The sequence below is a fragment of the Streptomyces sp. col6 genome, assembly GCF_008042035.1.
GTDB lineage: Bacteria > Actinomycetota > Actinomycetes > Streptomycetales > Streptomycetaceae > Streptomyces.
In genome coordinates, this window is the sequence record NZ_RDBL01000001.1 from 13171 (window position 1) to 32496 (window position 19326).

8 protein-coding genes and 1 pseudogene are annotated in these 19326 nt (G+C 74.9%); all 9 read right to left on the minus strand.

Features of this window, described 5'->3' with window-relative positions; all coding sequences use genetic code 11:
* Positions 1–2: 2 nt before the first annotated feature.
* The 9 genes and pseudogenes from EAO73_RS00075 to EAO73_RS00115 all read right to left on the minus strand — a co-directional run bounded on the left by EAO73_RS00075 (position 3) and on the right by EAO73_RS00115 (position 19293).
* Positions 3–1292 carry an MFS transporter gene (locus EAO73_RS00075; protein ID WP_147969392.1) on the minus strand — a complete coding sequence of 430 codons (1290 nt, stop codon included), beginning with the start codon at positions 1290–1292 and terminating at the stop codon, positions 3–5.
* 56 nt (positions 1293–1348) lie between these two features.
* Positions 1349–1777 (minus strand): hypothetical protein, encoded by a 429-nt coding sequence (locus EAO73_RS00080; RefSeq protein ID WP_224756115.1) that lies wholly within the window; start codon positions 1775–1777, stop codon positions 1349–1351.
* Between the two features lie 32 nt (positions 1778–1809).
* Positions 1810–3105, minus strand: a complete 1296-nt coding sequence (locus EAO73_RS00085) for a glutamate synthase-related protein (protein ID WP_224756116.1) — start codon at positions 3103–3105, stop codon at positions 1810–1812.
* Entirely contained in the window at positions 3102–5453 is a 2352-nt protein-coding gene (locus EAO73_RS37185) for an amino acid--tRNA ligase-related protein (RefSeq protein WP_147969393.1), read from the minus strand. The genes EAO73_RS00085 and EAO73_RS37185 overlap by 4 nt, the downstream gene beginning before the upstream one ends.
* Positions 5450–5863, minus strand: coding sequence for a cobalamin B12-binding domain-containing protein (locus EAO73_RS00095; protein WP_147969394.1), 414 nt, complete (start codon positions 5861–5863; stop codon positions 5450–5452). The genes EAO73_RS37185 and EAO73_RS00095 overlap by 4 nt, the downstream gene beginning before the upstream one ends.
* Positions 5864–6040: 177 nt before the next feature.
* Complete coding sequence (locus EAO73_RS00100) at positions 6041–6256, minus strand: MbtH family protein (RefSeq protein WP_147969395.1); 216 nt, start codon at positions 6254–6256, stop codon at positions 6041–6043.
* Positions 6253–13421: pseudogene (locus EAO73_RS00105) on the minus strand (amino acid adenylation domain-containing protein). Before EAO73_RS00105 ends, EAO73_RS00100 begins: the two are co-directional and overlap by 4 nt.
* A 179-nt stretch (positions 13422–13600) precedes the next feature.
* Positions 13601–17404, minus strand: coding sequence for a condensation domain-containing protein (locus tag EAO73_RS00110; RefSeq protein WP_147969396.1), 3804 nt, complete (start codon positions 17402–17404; stop codon positions 13601–13603).
* Positions 17405–17463: 59 nt separating this feature from the next.
* Positions 17464–19293 (minus strand): non-ribosomal peptide synthetase, encoded by a 1830-nt coding sequence (locus EAO73_RS00115; protein ID WP_147969397.1) that lies wholly within the window; start codon positions 19291–19293, stop codon positions 17464–17466.
* Positions 19294–19326 lie beyond the last annotated feature (33 nt).

A 19326-nucleotide genomic window follows, 5' to 3' on the forward strand; every position in this document is an offset into this window, starting at 1 on the left:
CCTCACACGGCTGTGACGGTGGGCTCGGGGGCGGCGGACGCCTTGGTGGCGGGGGCGTTCCGCGTCAGGGGCGCGCGCAGGGCGAGCGTCGCGGCGACCGGCGAGAAGAGCGCGACGGACGCGCACAGCAGCCAGGTACCGGTCACGCCCAGCGGGGCGGAGAGCGAACTGAAGACGGCCAGGGACAGCGGCGCGGCCCCGATGCTGGACAGCGAGAACGTCGACATCGCGGCGCCCAGCTTCCCTTCGGGGACGGCCTGTTGGTACGCGGTGACCAGGGCCGGTCCGTTGAGTCCCGAGAACAGGCCGACCGTGCACGCCGTGACCGCCAGGACCGCGGGCGAGGGCACCAGGGCCATGGAGCCCATGCCGACGGCGAGCCCGGTGCCGGTGACGATCAGCTTGACCGGGACCGGGATGCGGTGCGCCAGTGCGGCACCGGCCGCCGCCGACGCCAGGGCGCCCGCGCTGAACGCGGTGAGGGCCGCCGCGACCGAGCCGATGCCCCAGCCCTCGCCGGCCGCGCGCAGCGGCAGCGCGACCTCGGCCGGCCACAGGAACGCGAAGTCCATGCAGAAGCAGGCGATGAACATCCAGCGCAGCCTGGGGTGACGGCCCAGCAGCGCGAGGCCGTCGCCGGAGCGCCGGAACAGTGACGTGCCCCCTGCCCCGGCGCCGCGCTCGGGCCGGGTCATGCCCCGGGTCACATGGAACGCGCAGACCAGCCAGACGGCGCAGCCGGCCGCCGAGACGAGCATGACCCCGGACAGGCTGCCGGCCACGACCAGCCAGGCACCCAGCGGCGATCCGGCCATCGGGGCCAGCCGCATCACCATGGAGAACAGGGAGTTGGCCCGGCCCAGATGCTCCTTCGGGGCCAGCCGGGTGAGCAGGACGCCCGACGCCGGGCCGGTCAGGCCGAGCAGCGAGCCCTCGACCACGGCGACGGCGACCAGCGGCCAGACGCTCTCGGCGCCCGTCGTGACCAGGGCGCCGATCACCAGGACGGCGAACCGGGTCGCGGTGGCCCGCAGCAGGACGGCGCGCGGGCCGAGGGCGTCGGCGAGGGCGCCGCCGAACAGCAGCATCAGGGCGCGGGGCAGCGTGGAGGCGAGGATCACGAGCGTGACCGCGCCCCGCCCGCCCAGCTGCACGGCCGTCCAGTTCATGGCGATGATCAGGGCGAAGCTGCCGCACTGCACGGCTGCTTGGCCGGTGACGAAGCTGCCGATGCGCCGCCAGTCGGGGGCGGGCCCCGCCTCGGACGACGGGGCGGTGGTGTTCGTTGTCATGGGTTCGGCTTCCTGGGGGAGTGGGTCGGCTTCCTGCGTCAGGTGGGCGGGCCGGTTCAGCGGCGGGTCGTGCGGACGCTGACACCGGTGTCGTCGCCGCGCAGCGTCGCCGCGACGGCCAGGGCGGCGGCGCGGCCGGCGGCGCGGCGCAGGGACCGGCGGTCGCGCGTGGCACGGGTCGGTCCGTGCGTACGGAGTTCCAGGCGGCCACCGAGATAGCCCCGGCCCGCCTCGGTGAGGGCACGCTGGGCGGCGAGCCGGGCGGCATCGGCCACGGCATCCGGGGCGCCGGTGTCCCGGATGCCTCGGTCGGTGGAACCGGCGGAACCGGCGGAACCGACGATGATTCCGGGGGCCTCCAGCAGCTCGAACCAGGCCTGGACGGTGCGGCGGCGGCCGGTGAGGCCGGCGGCCTGTCGGGACAGGGGCCGCGCAGCGCGCCCGTGCCCGGCGCGGCCAGGGGTCTCCCGTGACAACAGTCGCACGGACCGCCCCCGCCTCCGGTGCGCCCGCCCATTCATGACGTCGCTCCGGCGGCGGCCGGGTCGGCGGACTGCGGCGACCGGGCATCGCCGTGGCCGCCGTCCGGCCACCACAGGTCCTCCGGGGCCAGCGCCCCCACCGTGTACTTGCCCAACGCACTGACCAGCAGCCGTAGTTCGAGCGCGATGCTCTCCGCGAGGCGTACCAGCCCGTGGTCCGGGTCCTCGTCGACCGCGATCAGCGCGGCGCGTCCGAGGCCGACGGCGCCGGCGCCCAGGGCGAGGGCCCGCAGCGCACGTCCGCCCTCCCACATCCGCCCGCTGGCGAGCAGGCAGCCCTCGGGGCGGCCGATCCGGCGCAGGCACTCGGCGAGCGGCAGGCCGACCTGGTCGAGGAAGACCCGGGGGGCCCAGCCGGTGCCGCCCTCCGCGCCGTCCACGGTGACGGCGTCCGCCCCGGCGGCCCAGGCGGTGCGCGCGGCGTGCCCGATGTCGCGGCCCGGGTGGAACTTCACCCATGTACGGGCCCTGGGGAAGTTGTTCCGCATGAAGCGCAGCTGCTGGCGCAGGATCTCGTCGGTGAAGGTGCCCGGCGTGGCGCACCGCAGCCGGCGCTCGTCGTCCGCGCCGAACGCCTCGGTGACCGTGAACCGGTCGGCCAGCTGCGCGGCCTCGGCACCCGCGACGACGGTCATGCCGCCGAGACCGGGCTTCGCGCCCTGCCCGGTCTTCAACTCGAAGGCCAGGCGCCCGGATTCGAGGAGGGGCCGGGTGGCGGGATCGCTGTAGAGGAGGTTCCAGACCTCCGAGTCGGCGTCCTCGGTGGACTGCTGGACGACGATCCCGCCGACGCCCTCGGGGGCCGCTTCCAGGTACGCGTCGACGCGGGCGAGGAGTGCGGAGCGGGCGACGTCGCCGCCGCGTCGGTAACCGTGGACGGGGACCATGTTCTCCCCGATGACCATGGGGATACCGAGGCGGCCGGCCTGCCGGGACGCCTGGACGGCGAGGTCGCCGCTGCCCGCCCGGGTCGAGCCGAAGGCCGACAGGTAGAGGGGCAGCGAGGCGTTGAAGCCGCCGGTCCGGACCGCCAGGCCGACGTCACCGAACTCGGGCTCGCGCGCCAGCTCGATCAGCTTCTCCAGCCGCTCCGGCATGAAGACGGGCGGGACGATACGGGCCCGGTCGAGCGCGTCGGCCTCGGCCGCGACGCGGGGGCCGTGTAGCTCGTCCCCGTACGAGCCGGGGTCGGGGAACACCTCGGCGGTGCCGCGCCGGGCGCGGGCGCGGATCTCGCGCTCGGGGAAACCGGGGGAGGAGAGGGCGCTCACGGGGCCATCACCCCGGGGAGCTTCGGGTAGGCGCTGACCTGCCACAGGGAGTCCAGGCCGGTGAGGAAACGGACGAGGCGCTGGAGGCCCATCCCGAAGCCGGCGCTGGCCGGGATGCCCTCGCGGGCCTCCTTCAGGTACCAGGCGTACTTGGCGGGGTTCTCGCCGCTCTCGCGCATCCGCGTGACGATGGTCGCGTAGTCGGACTCGCGCTCGCTGCCGGAGACCAGCTCGCCGTAGCCGTGCGGGGCGATGAGGTCGAAGTTCCGCAGCACACCGGGGCGTTCGGGGTCCTCGCGGTCGTAGAAGCCGCGGGAGCCCTTCGGGTAGTCGTTGATGAAGAACGGCCGGTCGCTCTCCAGCGAGAGGAGCCGTTCACCGGTCCAGTCGATCTCGCTGTCCGGGCTCTGCGGATGACCTGCCGTCAGGAGGCGGGATACGGCCTCGTGATGGGTGCACACGTCGTACTTGCCGCTGCGGACATCCGCGAAGTCCGCCTCCTGGCGCCCCAGTTCGGCGAGTACGTCGGGCACGGCGGTCCACACGTGCTCGGCGACATGGGTGAGCAGACCGGCGGCGACCTCCTGGGCGTCCTCGCGGGTCGCACCGGCGATCTCGACGTCGATCTGGTGGAACTCGACCAGATGGCGGCCGGTGGTGGCGGTCTCCTCCGGCTCCACGCGCACGTTGGGGGCGATGTAGAACAGCTTCGGGAAGCCGTGCAGGGACGCCTGCTTGTAGAGGATGGCGCTGGTCATCAGCTTGTACGGGCGCCCGTAGTAGTCGACGTCCAGCGCCTTGGCGCCCCGGCCGCCCGGGTCGGTGACGGGCCCGACGAGCGGGGGCAGCAGCTCCGTGAAGCCCGACCGCCGCAGGAAGTCGCGGGCCGCCTGGAGGGCCTCCTGCTGCACGAGCATGGCGGCGCGCAGCCGCGGGGAGCGCAGGTGCTCACCGAGCGGGGGCGGCAGGGCGGGTCCTGCGGGCTGCGGGGCGTGGTCCATGACGGGCTCCTGTTCGTGGCGGTGGTGAGAGGGCGGGGGAAGATCACGTGCGGTGGCGGGTCTCCGGTACGCCGATACGGGGTCGGCCGGCGGCCGGTCATAGCGGTCGGCCATGTGGTTCAGGGCCGTGAGCAGGCCGTTCGCGGTGAGCGGCGCCAGATCGGCCGGGGCGTCGGGGCGGATCGGCATCGCGCCGGTGTCCGACCAGCGCAGCCGCCCGTCCGCGCCGATGACGCCGCGGGAGCGGCCCGCGTTGTCGGGGTGGAGGCAGAACGGCACGTCCAGCAGCCCGCGTTCGAAGGCGGCGGGCAGGGCGCGGGTCAGGTCGGGGTGGAGTCCGAGGACGGCTTCGATCAGGGCGCGGGCCTCCGCGTAGACCTCGCTGCTCCCGTCCCGTCCGGGCGGGAGCGGGGGACCGGCGAGCGCGGCGGCCGCGGCGGCGGTCTCCAGGGCGCGGACGTTCTCCTCGACGGTCGGGATACGCCGGGACTCGGCGGTCGTCTTCACGAGGAGCCGGTCCGCCCCGGCCCGTACCGCGAGGCGGGCGGACGCCTCCAGGAGCCGGGTCGCACCGCGATCGGTGCGCGGGTAGACGCCCATGTAGGTGTAGAGGACGACGTGGTGGTCGACGCCGGCCGGCAGGAACTCACCGGCCAGTCGGCGCAGGGCCCGTATCGCCTCCTCGTCCTGGCCCGGATCGGTCTGCTGGGCGTAGCTCAACGAGACGCTGCGCACCCCGTGCTGGGCGAAGAACAGGCACTCCAGCACGCTCGTCGCGACCAGCAGACCGGGCGGGCAGAGCTGGCCGAGCAGACAGCCGCCGAAGCTCTCCAGATGCGGCACCGAACCGGGCCGGGCGCCGGCGGCGAGGAGTTCGCACCCTTCGGCCCAGGCCGCGACGGAGTCCCGGAGCGGGGTGCGGCCGTAGGGCAGGCAGTACGAGACGGGCCCGCCCTCGGTCGCGTCGAGGCCGGCGGCGAGCAGGGCCCGGACGATGGCCTGCGGGCGGGCGGAACCGTGCCGGACCTGGACGGGGAAGTCGTCGTCGTGCAGCCCGGCGAGCAGGCGGCGCGTGACGTCCAGGGGGTGCGTGGCGATCGGGTAGCCGTTGAGTCCGGCACCCTCGGCGAGGGCGGCGCGGGCACCGGCGAGATCTCCGACGCGGGTGTAGCTGTCGATGGTGAGCGTGCCCACGGTCGTCGCGGTGGCGGCCCTCGTCCGCTCCAGGCCGGTGCGCATGGCGCCGGGGTCACCGAAGCCCATGCGGGGCTGGACGACCAGCCGTCCGGCGGCGGCCGAGGCCGCGACGAACGCCCCGAAGGGGCGCGGGGCTCCGGCGGCGGTCATGCCACCACCCGGGCGCGGGCCGCGAGGAACGCGCACAGGGCCTCCAGGTCACCGGCCCCGTCCCCGAGGACCGCGTCGCAGCCCGCCTCGCGGAGCCGGGCCGCCTCGGCCTCCCCGGAACGGCCGGCGGTGCCGAGCTTGCCGCCGACGGCCACCGGCAGCGCGGCCAGCTCCGGTTCGGCGCGCAGCGCGCGTACCGCCGCGAGGGCGTCCCGGTAGCCGTGGCCGTTGACGCTGCTGAGCACGACCACGTCGGGGGCATGCCGGCGACAGGCGGCCGTGAGCAGACGGGGACTCACGCAGGGGCCCAGCGCGACGACGTCGTGCCCCCGCTCCTCCAGGAACAGCCCGAGATACACGAGGTTCCAGGTGTGGGAGTCCGAAGCGGTTCCGCTCAGGAGTATCTTCATGCCTTCGAGGTTATGTGCGAAAAGGGCTTCCGGGCGGAAGTCGAGCGGCAGTCGCGGGCGGCAGTTTCCCTTTCTCTTTTGCTTTGTCCAGGCGCCCTGATTCCCCGGCCGGCGGGCATACGGAAATGCCGCGCCCCGCAGGAGATGCGGGGCGCGGCATTCGGTGGAGAGGGCGGGTCAGACGTACTGGGCGACCAGGCTACGGGGGCGGATGTCGGTCCAGTGGGCGGTGATGTACTCCAGGGCATCCGCCCTGTTCCCGGGCCCCCAGACGCTGTCCCAGCCCGCCGGGACGTCGGCGAACGCCGGCCACAGGGCGTGCTGCCCCTCGTCGTTCACCACGACGTGGAAGGAGCCCTCGGCGTCGTCGAAAGGGTTCACGATGTCGCTCATGAATAACTCCTCGTTTCGTTTTCCCGCAGGTTCTTCTCCTGCAGTGCGGAGAGTTTCTCCGCGATGACTTTCCCGATGTGTGCGAGAGGTTCTTCCTCGGCCATCCGGAGATGACTGGATTCCACGGTGTGGTTCTCGGCCGTTCCCGTCAGGAACGGATTCCAGGTGGCGGCCAGCGCGCCTTCCGGTTCGCCGGGCCGGCGGGCCGTGAAGAAGACCGCGCCGGTGTCGGCGACCCCGGGTTCATGCCGGGACATGAGGGCCGCGTGGCTCTCGGAGGCGCGCAGCACCGCCCGTATCTCCTCCGTGCTGAAGCCACCGAGCACCGGGTCCTCGCGGCGCACCCGCTCCACGGCGGCCGGCAGCTCGTCCTCCCCGAGGGGCCCGGGGACCCCGCGCTCCTGCGGCGGCAGCACGGACACGCTGCCCGGCCCGGTCTGGTGGACGTCCATCAGCGCGAGCAGTTCGACGCGCTGACCGGCCGCGCGGAGCCGGACGGCCATGGTGTGCGCGACGATCCCGCCGAAGGACCAGCCCAGCAGCCGGTACGGCCCCCACGGCTGGACCTGGCGGATGCGCTCCAGGTAGTCGTCGGCCATCTCCTCGACGGTGCGCGGGCGGTGGCCCGGCTCGCTCAGCGCGCGGGCCTGGAGGGCGTACAGCGGCTGTTCGTCCCCGAGATGCCGGGCCAGGCCCGCGTACGACCAGCCGACGCCGGTGCCGGGGTGCACGCAGAACAGCGGGCGGCGGGTGCCCCGGGTGCTCAGCGGCAGCAGGACGCCCATGGCGCCGGCCGTGCCGTCGGGGTCCTGCGCGCCGAGCAGCCCCGCCGGGGTCGGGGCGCGGAACAGGTCCCGGACGGTCCGGTCCACGCCGAGCACCGACCGCACCCGGCTCACCAGGCGCACACCGAGCAGCGAATGCCCGCCCAGCGTGAAGAAGTTGTCGTCGAGGCCGACCCTGTCCACCCCCAGGATCTCGGCGAACAGCCCGCACAGCACCTCTTCCCGGGCATTGCGCGGCGCGCGGTGCCCGGCGACGGCGCCACGGTCCGGGGCGGGCAGCGCCCGGCGGTCCGGCTTGCCGTTGACGGTCAGCGGCAGGGCGTCCAGGACGACGACCGCCGACGGCACGAGGTGGGCGGGCAGCGCGGTACGGGCCAGAGCCAGCAGTTCCGCCCCGGTGACCGTGGATCCCGCACGCGGCACCACGTAACCGACGAGACTCCGCTCGCCCGGCCGGTCCTCCCGGACCACGGCGAGCGCCTGGCCGACGGCGGGGTGGGCGGCGAGCGCGTGCTCGACCTCGCCCGGCTCGATCCGTACCCCGCGCAGCTTGATCTGGCCGTCCGCCCGCCCCAGGAAACGCAGTTCACCGTCCGGTGTCCAGACCACCCGGTCACCGGTGCGGTACATCCGGCTGCCGTCGGCCTCGAACGGGTCGGGCACGAAGCGCTCGGCGGTCAGGTCCGGCCGGCCCGTGTACCCGCGCGCCACATGCGATCCCGCGATGTACAGCTCCCCGGGAACACCCGGCGGCACGGGCCGCAGCGCCCCGTCCAGGACATGGCTGCGGGTGTTGTCCATCGGCCGGCCCAGGTGCAGCCCGGCCCCGCCGAGCGAGCCCCGGCCGCCGGTGAGCCACTGGTTGTGCGAGGCGAAGGTCGTCTCGGTGGGTCCGTAGGAGTGGACGAGGACGGTGTCCGGGCAGTGCGTCAGGACCCGCTGCACGGCGGCCGGTGAGGCGACGTCGCCGCCCGTCCACACCTCCCGCAGCAGCCGCAGGGTGTCCAGCGCCTCGTCGGCCATCACATGGAACAGGCCTACGGTGAAGTAGGCGTCGGTGACCCCGTGCTCGCGTACGGTGCGGGCGGTCTCCGCGAGGTCGGTTCCGTCGCCCCGCATGACGACCAGGCTGCCGCCGTCGAGCAGCGGCACCCACATCTCGAAGACCGAGGCGTCGAACCCGGTCGCGGAGTGGACCAGCATCCGGCGGGGCCCGCCCGATGTGGTGTCCCGGTCGGCGGCGAGTTCGGTGACGTTGCGGTGGGTGACGCCGACGCCCTTCGGCCGGCCGGTCGACCCGGACGTGAACATCACGTACATCAGATCGTCCCCGTCGACCGCCACGGGCGTGCGGTCCGAGGGCGCGTCGCTCCCGGGGGGCGCGTCGACCAGGAGGGCCGGTACGGAGACCTCCTCGGGCACCGCACCCGCCCGCCCGGCGTCGGTCGCGACGAGGCGGACGCCCGCGTCCCGGACCATCAGCGCGATCCTGGCCCCGGGCAGCGCCGGGTCCAACGGGACGTACGCGGCACCGCACTTGAGAACGGCCAGCGCGGTCACCACCAGCGGGACGCCCCGCTCGAGGAGCACCCCCACGGTGTCACCCGCTCGAGGAGCACCCCCACGGTGTCACCCCGCCGCACCCCCGCCGCTCCCAGCCGGGCGGCCAGCGCGTCGGCGCGGGCGTCGAGTTCCCCGTAGCCGACGGTCTCCGCGTCCGTGATCAGAGCCGGCAGCTCGGGGCCGAGCGTGGCCCGGCGGGCGATGACCTCGTGGACGGCGGCCCGCTCCCGTGTCACCGTGGCGGTGTCGTTGTACTCCGCGTGCAGCCGGAACCGCTCGGCGTCGGTGAGCAGGTCCACGGCGCCGATCCGCACCCCCGGATCGGCGGCGACGGCGTGCAGCAGTCGCCCGACGTGCGCGGCGAGCAGACCGGCGGTGGCGGTGTCGAACAGATCAGTGGCGTACTCCAGACCGCCCGCCAGACCCGCCGGCCGCCCCTCCTCGTCCTTCCGCTCCCACAGCGAGAGGGTCAGGTCGAACTTGGTGGACAGCGTCTCCAGCGGCGCTGGTTCGAGCCGCAGCAGCGGCCCCTCGGCCGGGGCGGAGGTGTAGTCGTGGTGGAGCTGGACGACGTACTGGGCGAGCGGGTGGTGGGCGGTGGAGCGGGCCGGGTTGAGGTGTTCCACGATCCGGTCGAAGGGCAGGCCCTGGTGGGCGTAGGCACCGAGGTCCGTGTCGCGCACCCGCTCCAGGAGTTCGGCGAACGCCGGGTCACCCGAGGTGTCGGTGCGCAGGACCAGTGTGTTGACGAAGAAGCCGACCAGATCGCTCAGTGCCTCGTCGTCGCGCCCGGCCGTCATGGTGGCCAGCGGCAGATCGGTGCCCGCGCCGTGCCGGGTGAGGACGGCCGCGAGGGCCGCCTGCATCACCATGAACAGCGTGGCGCCGTGCCGTCGGGCCAGCTCCTCCAGCGCCTCGTGGGTGGCCGCGTCCACGGTGAGCGGTGCGTGGCCGCCCCGGTGCGTGGCCTCGGCCGGGCGCGGCCGGGCGGCGGGCAGTTCGAGGACGGGCGGCGCTCCGGCGAGGGCGCGTTCCCAGAACGCGAGGTGGTCATGCGCCGCCGGCCCGTCCAGGAGCTCCTGCTGCCAGAGCGTGTAGTCGGCGTACTGGACGGGAAGCGGCCGCCAGCCCGGTACGCGCCCCTCGGCGCGTGCGGCGTACGCGGCGGCCAGGTCGGTGAGCAGCGGACCGGTCGACCAGCCGTCGGCGGCGATGTGGTGGACGAGCAGCACCAGCACCTGCCCGCCGCCGTCGTCCGGGGTCAGGAGGGCGGCCCGCAGCGGGATCTCCCCGGCCAGGTCGAAGACATGCCCGGCGGCGGAGGCGACAGCCGCCCGGAACTGCCCGGCCGGCACCGTGCGGACATCGAGGACGGGCTGCGCGCCCTCGACGATCTCCTGGTGCGGTTCCCCGTCGACCGACAGGTAGCGGGTCCGCAGCACCTCGTGGCGCTCCACCAGGTCGGCCAGAGCGAGGCCGAGGACACCCGCGTCCAGCGGCTCGGCCGGACGCAGCACCAGCGGGATGTTGTACGAGGCGCTGGGACCCTCCAGCGCGTCGATGAACCAGAGCCGTCGCTGCGCCCGCGACAGCGGCAGGCGCTCCGGCCGGTCCGCGCGGCGGACGAGCGCGGGGCCCTTGTCCTCGGCGGCCGAGCGGGCGTCTGCGATGCGCCGGGCCAGCGCGGCGGGCGTCGGGGCGAGCAGCAGGTCCCGTACGTGGACGTCGGCGCCCAGGCGGGCCCTGATCCGGTTGGCCAGCCGCACCCCGCTCATGGAGTGGCCGCCGATCGCGAAGAACCCCTCGTCCGGGCCGACTTCACCGATCCCCAGGATCTCGGCGAACATCTCCCGCAACGTGTCGACGTGCTCCGCGTCGGGCGCACCGCTCCGCGCGGCGGCCTCGCCGGCCTCGGCGGCCTGAGCAGCGAGGGCCGTCACGCGCTCGCGGCGCTCGTCCAGGGACCAGCGGTCGTCGGGGCCCAGCAGCGCGGCGTCGGCGACCGGCGCCTCCGGGTCCTCGGCGGCTGTACGCAGGGCGCGTTCCAGGGCGCCCAGGAGGAGGCGGGCGGTGCCCTCGTCGAGCACGTCGCACGCGTACTCCAGGTTGAGTGCGAGGCCGGCGGGCGTGCCGTCGGCGTCCCGGTGCTCCACACACGCGGCGGTCAGGTCGAACTTGGTGGTCGCGGGGCCGTCCGCCCGGAAGCGGCCGGTGAGCCCGCCGAAGGCGAACGGGGCGTCCTCCGGGGCGGCGGTGACCAGGGTCAGCATCGTCTGGAAGAGCGGGTGGACCCCGGGTGTGCGCGGCGGGTTCAGATGCTCGACCAGCAGGTCGAAGGGGAGGCCCTGGTGGGCGTAGGCGGCGAGGTCCGTGTCACGTACCCGCTCCAGCAGCTCGGTGAACGCCGGGTCACCCGAGGTGTCGGTGGGCAGGACCAGCGTGTTGACGAAGAAGCCGACCAGCGCCCCCAGCGCCTCGTCGTCGCGGCCCGCGACCGGCGTGCCCACGGCCACCCGCTCCCCGCAGCCCGCCGCGCGCAGCGCGAGGGCCAGCGCGGCCTGGAGGACCATCAGCATGCTGGCGCCGTGCGCGTCGGCCAGGCCGGCGAGGCGGCGGTGCGCGGCCGGTTCGATGTGCGCGGTCACCACACCGCCCCGGTGGTCCGGCACGGCGGGCCGGGGGCGGTCCAGCGGCAGGCCGGTGACGGGGGGCAGCCCGTCGAGCGCGGCCCGCCAGTGCGCGAGCCCGCGCGAGACGGCCGCGTCCGGGTCGTCGGTTGTGCCGAGGACGTCGTGCTGCCAGAGGGTGTAGTCGGCGTACTGGACGGGAAGCGGCTCCTGCTCCGGCGCACGGCCTTCGACGCGGGCCGCGTACGCGGTGGCCAGGTCGTTCACCAGCGGCGCCAGCGACCACCCGTCCCCCGCCACATGGTGCAGCAGCACCGCCAGCACCGCCGCCGGCCCGTCACCGGCCGCGTCCTCGGGCACGAACAGCGCCACCCGCAAGGGCAGTTCCCGCGCCAGGTCGAACGTCTCGGAGACGAAGTCGGCGACCCGGCTCCGGAGTTCACCGGCCGGGCACTCGACGACGCGGGCGCGTACCGTGGAGGCCGCCAGCACGTGCTGGTAGGGCTCGTCCTCCGGCGCGAGGAACACCGTGCGCAGCACCTCGTGCCGCTCCACCAGATCGGTGACCGCGGCGGCGAGCGCCGCCCGGTCGGGGACCCCGTCCAGCTCCAGGACGATGGGCATGTTGTACGCGCAGGACGGCCCGTCGAGCTGGTCCAGCAGCCACAGCCGGCGCTGCGCGTGCGAGAGCGGCACCCGGTCCTCGGCGGGCAGCGGCTCCTCGTGGACGACCGACAGACGCGGGTCCGTGGTCCGCAGCACCTTGCGATTGATCTTCCCCGAGCTGGTGCGGGGCAGGGCCGCGACGATTCCCACGGCTGCCGGGACGGCGGCGGCCGGCATGCGCTCGCGCACCAGTGCGCGCAGCTCCTCGGCTCCGACACCGCCCTCGGTGACGACGAACGCGACGAGCCGCTTCACCCCGTCGGCGTCCTGCTGGGCGACGACGGCGGCCTCCCGCACCTTCGGGTGGGCCGACAGGACGGAGTCGACGGCGGCGGGGTCGATGCGCTGCCCGCCGATCTTCACCTCGTCGTCCAGCCGCCCGTGGTACAGGATCTGGCGGTCCTCACCGATCGTGACGAGGTCCCCGGTGCGGTAGGCGCGCTCCCCGTCCAGCTCGGTGAAGCGGCGGGCATTCAGCTCCGGGTTGGTGAGGTAGCCCCGGGACAAGCCGCCGCCGAGCAGCCAGAGTTCACCGGCGACGACGGCCGCGCGGACCCCCGGCAGCGGGCGGCCGATCGGCACCGGACCGTCCCCGTGCCGGGTCAGATCGGCGACCGTCGCGACCACCGTGGTCTCCGTGGGGCCGTACGCGTTGAGCAGCCGCACCCGCTCCCCGGTCAGCGCGCGCCACTGGGCGACCCGCTCCGGCAGCGCGGCCTCCCCGTAGATGATCACCGTCTCCAGGCAGCCGGGCAGCCGCACCGAACCGGCGGCCAGGACGTGGACCAGCTCGTGCCAGTACGCGGCCGGCAGGTCGAGCAGCGTGATCCCGTGCCGCGCGCAGCCGGCGAGCAGATCGCGCACGTCCAGCATGTCGTCCGTACGCAGCACCAGCGTCCCGCCGGCCCCGACGGTCGCGAACAGCTCCTGCACGCTGGCGTCGAAGTGCAGCGGCGAGAACTGGAGGACCCGGGAGGCGGGGCCGATGCCGTACGCGGGGGTGGCGCCCGCGATGAAGTGCGCGAGCGAGTCGTGGGCGACGACGACACCGTTGGGAGTGCCGGTCGACCCGGAGGTGTAGATCACGTATGCGGCGCCGGCCGGTGCGCCGGGGCCGGGCAGCACGAGTTCGCCGGCGGCGGCCACCTCGGCGGGCGTGGGCGCCAGGTCGCCGCAACTGTCCTTGAGGATGGCCGCGTTCCGGGCGTCCGGGGCCTGGATGTCGAGCGGGAGGTAGGCGGCGCCCGTGCTCAGGACGGCGAGGAGGCCGACGACGGCGTCGATGCCGCGCGGGCGGTGGAGGGCGACGAGCCGGCCGGGGGCGGCGCCCTCGGCGGCCAGGACGCGGGCCCGTTCCCGTACGGCACCGGCGAGTTCCGCGTAGGTCAGGCGGGCGGTGTCGTGGACCAGGGCCGGCGCGTCGGGGCGGGTGCGTGCCTGGTGGGCGATGAGGTCGAGCACCGGCGGGGCGGGTGCGGGAGAGGGACCGCCGTCGAGCAGGTCGTCCGTTCTGATGGGGGGCATCCTGGGTTTTCCTCCGGTTAGGGCCGAGAGAGACCGGGGCGGCGAACGGTTCCTCTCGCCTCCGTGGCCTTCACGCTAGGGGCCCGGGACTGCCCCCCTCGGCAGTCCGTCCGGCAGCTCGGACCGGCAGAAACGGGGGTGCGGAGCTGCCGCTCCGCACCCCCGCACGCCTCGTCGGCTCACCCCCGGCGGGCGCCCGCCCTGGTCCGGCGGCGCAGCGTCGGGGCGGCGGCCGGACCGGCGTCCTCCGGCTCGATCGCGTCGGCCACGGCACCGGCGAGCCGCTGGGAGAGCGTGGCCGCCGTCGGGTTGCGGAACACATCGCGCAACGTCAGGTCCTGGCCGAACTCGGACCGGATCCGGTTCAGCAGACGCACCGCGAGCAGCGAGTGCCCGCCGGACTTGAAGAAGTTGTCGTCCGCCCCGACGTCCCGCCCGCCCAGCACCTCCCGGAAGATCCCCAGCAGCCGCGCGTCCGCGCCGGCCGCCGCTGCCGGCGCCCCCGCGTCCTCCTCCGGCAGCACCGCCGGGTCCTCGCCGGGTGCGGGCAGCCACGACGACCGCACCACCCGGGCCGGTGCCAGGTATTCCGGCAGCCGCTCGGCGGCCCAGGCGCGCAGCGCGCTTTCGGCGGGCGGCGTACCCGGGGCACAGGTCACGAAGGCGAGCAGCCGGCCGTCGCGGACGAGGGCCCGCGCCCCGGTCACCGCCGGGTGCCGGGTGAGAACGCCCTCGACCTGTCCCGGCTCCACCGGATAGCCGTTGACGGACTGGGCGGCCACGGGCCGCAGCACCCCGTCCGCGTCCCGGTACGCGCGCCGCCCGGTCGCCCGCAGACCACCGCCCGGCGCGGGCTCGTGCACCTCGCCCGGCACCCGGACCGGGGCGGGGCGACCCTGCGCGTCGACCACCACCTCCGGGCCCCCGGGCGCGGGCCGCCCCTCACCCAGCGCGGAGAGAAGGGCCTCGGGGTCGGCGGCGCAGGCGTCCAGGGTCTCCGCGAGCCGCCGGGTCAGCAGCCGGGCGGTCTCCGCGTCGTACAGGGCCGTGGCGTACTCCAGGACACCCCGCAGCCCGCCCGGCGCCCCGTCCGGGCCGGTGGTCTCGGTGAGCGCGAAGGTCAGATCGGACTTGGCGCCCGCGCCCCGGAACGCCATCGGTTCGCCGTCCAGCGCGGACGGGGCCGCGGAGGCGTCGGCCGCCCCCGCCGCGTGCACCTGGAGCATCACCTGCACGAGCGGGGCGTGCGCGGACGAGCGGTGCGGGCTCAGGTACTCGACCAGCCGGTCGAACGGCAGATCCTGGTTGCTGTACGCGCCCAGGCCCGTGTCGCGGACCCGGCGCACCAGCTCGGTGAAGGCCGGGTCGCCCGACGTGTCCGTGCGCAGCACCAGCGTGTTCACGAAGAACCCGACGAGCGGATGCAGAGCCTCGTCGCCCCGGCCCGCGACGGTGGTGCCGATCGCCAGGTCCTCGCCCGCCCCGTGCCGCGTCAGCAGGGCGGCGAGCGCGGCCTGCACCACCATGAACAGGGTGACCCCGTTCTGCCGGGCGCACCGCAGCAGCGCCCGGTGCGTCCCGGCGCTCACGTCGAACGGGGCGAGCGCGCCCCGCCCGTCCGGTTCGGGCCCGCGGGGCCGGTCCGTGGGCAGCGCGAGCAGCGGCGGCATCCCGTCGAGCGCGGTACGCCAGTACGCCAGCTGCTCACCGGCCACCCCGTGCTCACCGTCCAGCAACTCGTGCTGCCACAGCGTGTAGTCGGCGTACTGGACGGGAAGCGGCTGCCACCCGGGCGCCCGGCCCTCCGACCTGGCCCGGTAGGCGTGGTCCAGGTCGGCGAGGAGGCAGCCGGTGGACCAGCCGTCGCCGGCGATGTGGTGCACCAGCAGCACCAGCACCTGGCCTCCGTCGCCCTCCTCCAGAAGCCACGCCCGGAACGGGATCTCGGCCGCGAGGTCGAAGACATACCCGGCGGCGGCGTCCACGGCCGCCCGCAGCCCCTCCGGCCCGTCCGTCCGCACCACGTCGAGTACGGGCTCGGCGTGGGCCAGCACCTCCTGGTACGGCTCGCCGTCCGCCGACCTGTGCACCGTGCGCAGCACCTCGTGCCGTCGTACGACATCGGTGAGCGCGGCACGGAACGCGGCCGGTTCGACCGGGCGGCGCAGCCGGGTCACCACCGGGATGTTGTACGTGGCGCTCGGCCCCTCCAACTGGCCGACGAACCACATCCGTTGCTGCGCGGCGGACAGCGGAAGCCGGGCAGGCCGCAGGGCGGCGGGCACCGGGCGCAGCGGCGGCCGGACCGGTCCTTCGCCCTGTTCCGCGAGGCGGCGCAGCAGCCGGGCGGGGGTCGGGGCGAGGAACACGTCGCGGATGGCGGCCTGGACGCCGAGCGCCTTGCGGATGCGGTTGGTGAGCTTACCGGCGAGCAGCGAGTGCCCGCCCAGCTTGAAGAAGCTGTCGTCCGGGCCGACCTCGTCCCGGCCCAGCACCTCCGCGAACAGGCCGCGAAGGATCTCCTCGCGGGGGTCGGCGGCAGCGGTGCGCCGGCTCCCGCCGTCGTGCGGTTCGCCCTGGGTGGCGGCGGTCCGCTCCGCGGCCCGGGTCAGGGCCTCGTGACGGCGGTCGATGGCCTCGCGGTCGGAGGCGGTGAGCAGGCCGGTCCGGCTGAGGGGTGTGCCGGCCGGCTGTTCGGCGTACGCGGTCAGCGCGCGGTGGAACAGGGTGAGGAGCAGCTGCGCCGTCTCCTCGTCGTACAGGTCGGTCGCGTACTGCAGGCCGAGCAGTACCCCGGCGGGATCGCCGTCCGGGCCGTAGGTCTCGGCACAGTTGAAGCTCAGGTCGAACTTGGCGGTGGCCAGGTCCGCGGCGTCGAGGGTGCCGGATACGGCGCCCAGGGTGCAGGTGGTGTCCTGCGCGGTCTGCGTGGTCAGCATGACCTGGAAGAAGGGGTGCAGGCCGAGGGACCGTTCGGGGTTGAGGTCCTCGACGAGCAGGTCGAACGGCAGGTCCTCGTGGGCCAGGGCGGCCAGGTCCCGTTCGCGGACCCGGTCGAGCAGCGTGCCGAGGTCCGGATCGGCGGACAGATCGGCGCGCAGGGCGAGTGAGTTGACGAAGAAGCCGACGAGGTCGTGCAGATCCTCCTCGGGCCGGCCGGCCACCGGTGTCCCCACCACCACGTCGGGCCCCGCCCCCGCCGCCTGCAAAGCGGCGCAGAGGGCGGCCCGTGCGGTCATGAAGAACGTCGCGCGGTGGGCGCGGGCGGTGCCGGCGAGCGCCTTGTGGGCGGCGGCGGAGAGACGGGCGGTGACCAGTGCTCCCCGGTGGCTCGGTTCGGTGGGGCGGGGGCGGTCGGCGGGCAGCCGGGTCGCGGCCGGTGCGCCGTCCAGCGCCTCGCGCCAGTGGGCGAGTTGTTCGTACGCCAGGCTCTCGGGATCGGCGGCGTCGCCGAGCATGTCCCGCTGCCACAGCGCGTAGTCCGCGTACTGCACGGGCAGGGGTTCCCACCCGGGTGCGCGGCCCCCGCACCGTGCCGTATAGGCGCGGTCGAGGTCGTTGAGCAGGCAGCCGACGGACCAGCCGTCGGTCGCGATGTGGTGAACGAGCAGCACCAGTACGGCGCTTGTCCCGTGGGCCGTGAACAGCCGGGCCCGCAGCGGCAGATCGCGGGTGACGTCGAACGGCAGGCGCACGAAGGCGGTGACCAGTGCGTCCACGTCGTCGCCGGGCCCGCACTCCCGCACCTCCAGGCGCACGTCGGGATCGCCGACGATGTCCTGGTACGGCTCCCCGTCCACGGCCCGGTAGACCGTACGGAGCACTTCGTGGCGGTCGGCCACGTCACGCACCGCCGCCTCCAGGGCCTCCCGGTCGGGCACCCCGTCCAGGCGCAGCACGACGGGCGCGTTGTACGCGGCCGACGGGCCTTCGAGACGGTTCAGGAACCACAGCCGGTGCTGGGCGTACGAGAGGGGGATCACGGTTGCTGCTCCTCGGGGATGACGGGGGCGGGCGGGAGTACGGGCCGGGGCGGAGGCGGTCAGCCATCCTTGGCGGCCAGCAACTCCTCGATGTGGGCGGCGAGATCACGCAGCCTCGGGTGGGCGTAGACCGCCTTCACCGGCAGCGCGACGGCGAGTTCGGCCCGGACGCGCGAGACCAGCTTGATGGCGAGCAGCGAGTGGCCGCCGAGCTTGAAGAAGTTGTCGTCCGGGCCGATCGACGCGGCGCCCAGGACCTGCGCCCACACCCGGGCGATCAGCTCCTCCGCCCGCCCGTCGAGCCCCGCACCCTGCTCCGGCTCCTCGACCGGCGCCGCCGCCTCGATCCGGGCCGGCAGCGCGGCGCGGTCCAGCTTGCCGCTGGGCGTCGTCGCGAACCGGTCGACCGCGACGAACGCGGAGGGCGTCATGTACGACGGCAGCGCCGCCGCCACGGCGGTGCGCAGCGCGGCGGCGTCCCCGCCCCGGTGGTAGGCGATCAGGCACGGGGTGCCCCCGGCGTCCTCACCCAGGACCACGGCCGCCTCGGAGGCGCCCGCCCGGGTCAGGGAGGCCTCGATCTCCTGCACCTCGATGCGGTGGCCGCGCAGCTTCACCTGGCCGTCGAGCCGCCCCAGGTGCACCAGCCGTCCGTCCGGCAGCAGCCGGCAGCGGTCCCCGGTGCGGTACATCCGGCTCCCCGGCGCGCCGAACGGGTCGGCGACGAAACGCTGGGCGGTCAGATGCGGGCTGCGCCGGTAGCCACGGGCGATCCGGGGACCGGCGAGATACAGCTCCCCGGCCCCACCAGGACCGACGGGCGCCATGCGCTCGTCGAGCAGCCGCATCCGCAGCCCGGGGAGCACGGCACCGATGTGCGGCTCGCCCGGCTCCTCGATCCAGCCGGCCGTCGCGTCGACCGTGCACTCGGTCGGCCCGTACACGTTGACCGCGCGCAGCAGTCCGGAGCGGTGCGCGGCGGCCAGCCGGTCCCAGAGCGCCGGACCGATTGCCTCGCCGCCGACCAGCAGGGTCAGCGGGCGCGGGCCGCCGTCCGCCGTGAGCAGGTCCAGCAGCGGTTCGGCGTGCGACGGGGTGATGTCGAGATCCGTGAGCCCCTGCTTGTCGACGAAGGCCGCCAGCAGGGCCGGGTCGCGGCGCGTCTCCTCGTCGATCATCACCAGCGTGTCGCCGCGCGACAGCCGTACCCACTGCTGGACCGACGCGTCGAACGACGGCGACGCGTTCCACCCGACGCGCGCACCTTCGCCGCTCGCCGCACCCTCGTCCTCCAGCTCCCGCAGCAGCAGCGAGGCCGAACCGCGCGCGATCTCCACGCCCTTGGGCCGGCCCGTGGAACCGGAGGTGTAGATGACGTACGCGAGCGCGCCCGGCCCCACCGGCACCGGAGCGAAGCTCCCGCCCGGGAAGGCGGTCAGCTCGTCGGCCGTGACCGCACGGGGCCCGACGGGCACCGGACCGGTGCCGTCGGTGACCACCAGGTCGGCCCCGGAGTCCTCGACGAGCAGCCGCCGCCGCTCCTCGGGCAGCGCCGGGTCCACCGGGAGGTACGCGGCCCCCGCCGTGAGGGTGCCGATGATGGCGGTGACCAGAGCGGCGCCGCGCGGCAGGCTCAGCGCCACGACGCTCTCCGGCCCGGCGCCCCGCGCGGCGAGTCCGGCCGCGAACGCGGCGGCCCGCTCCCGCAGTTGGTCGAAGGTGAGCTCCTGGTCCTCGGCGACCACGGCGGTGCGGTCACCGGGCACGGCCGCGAGCCGGGCCATCAGGTCGGCCGCGCCGGTCCCGGCGGCGGCGCACGCCTCGCAGGGGCAGCCGGCCGGGTGGACGAGGGCGGGGGCGGTCGCGCGCTCGGGGAGTACGGCGGTCATGGCGGGGCTCACTTTCCGTACAGGGTGGTGGAG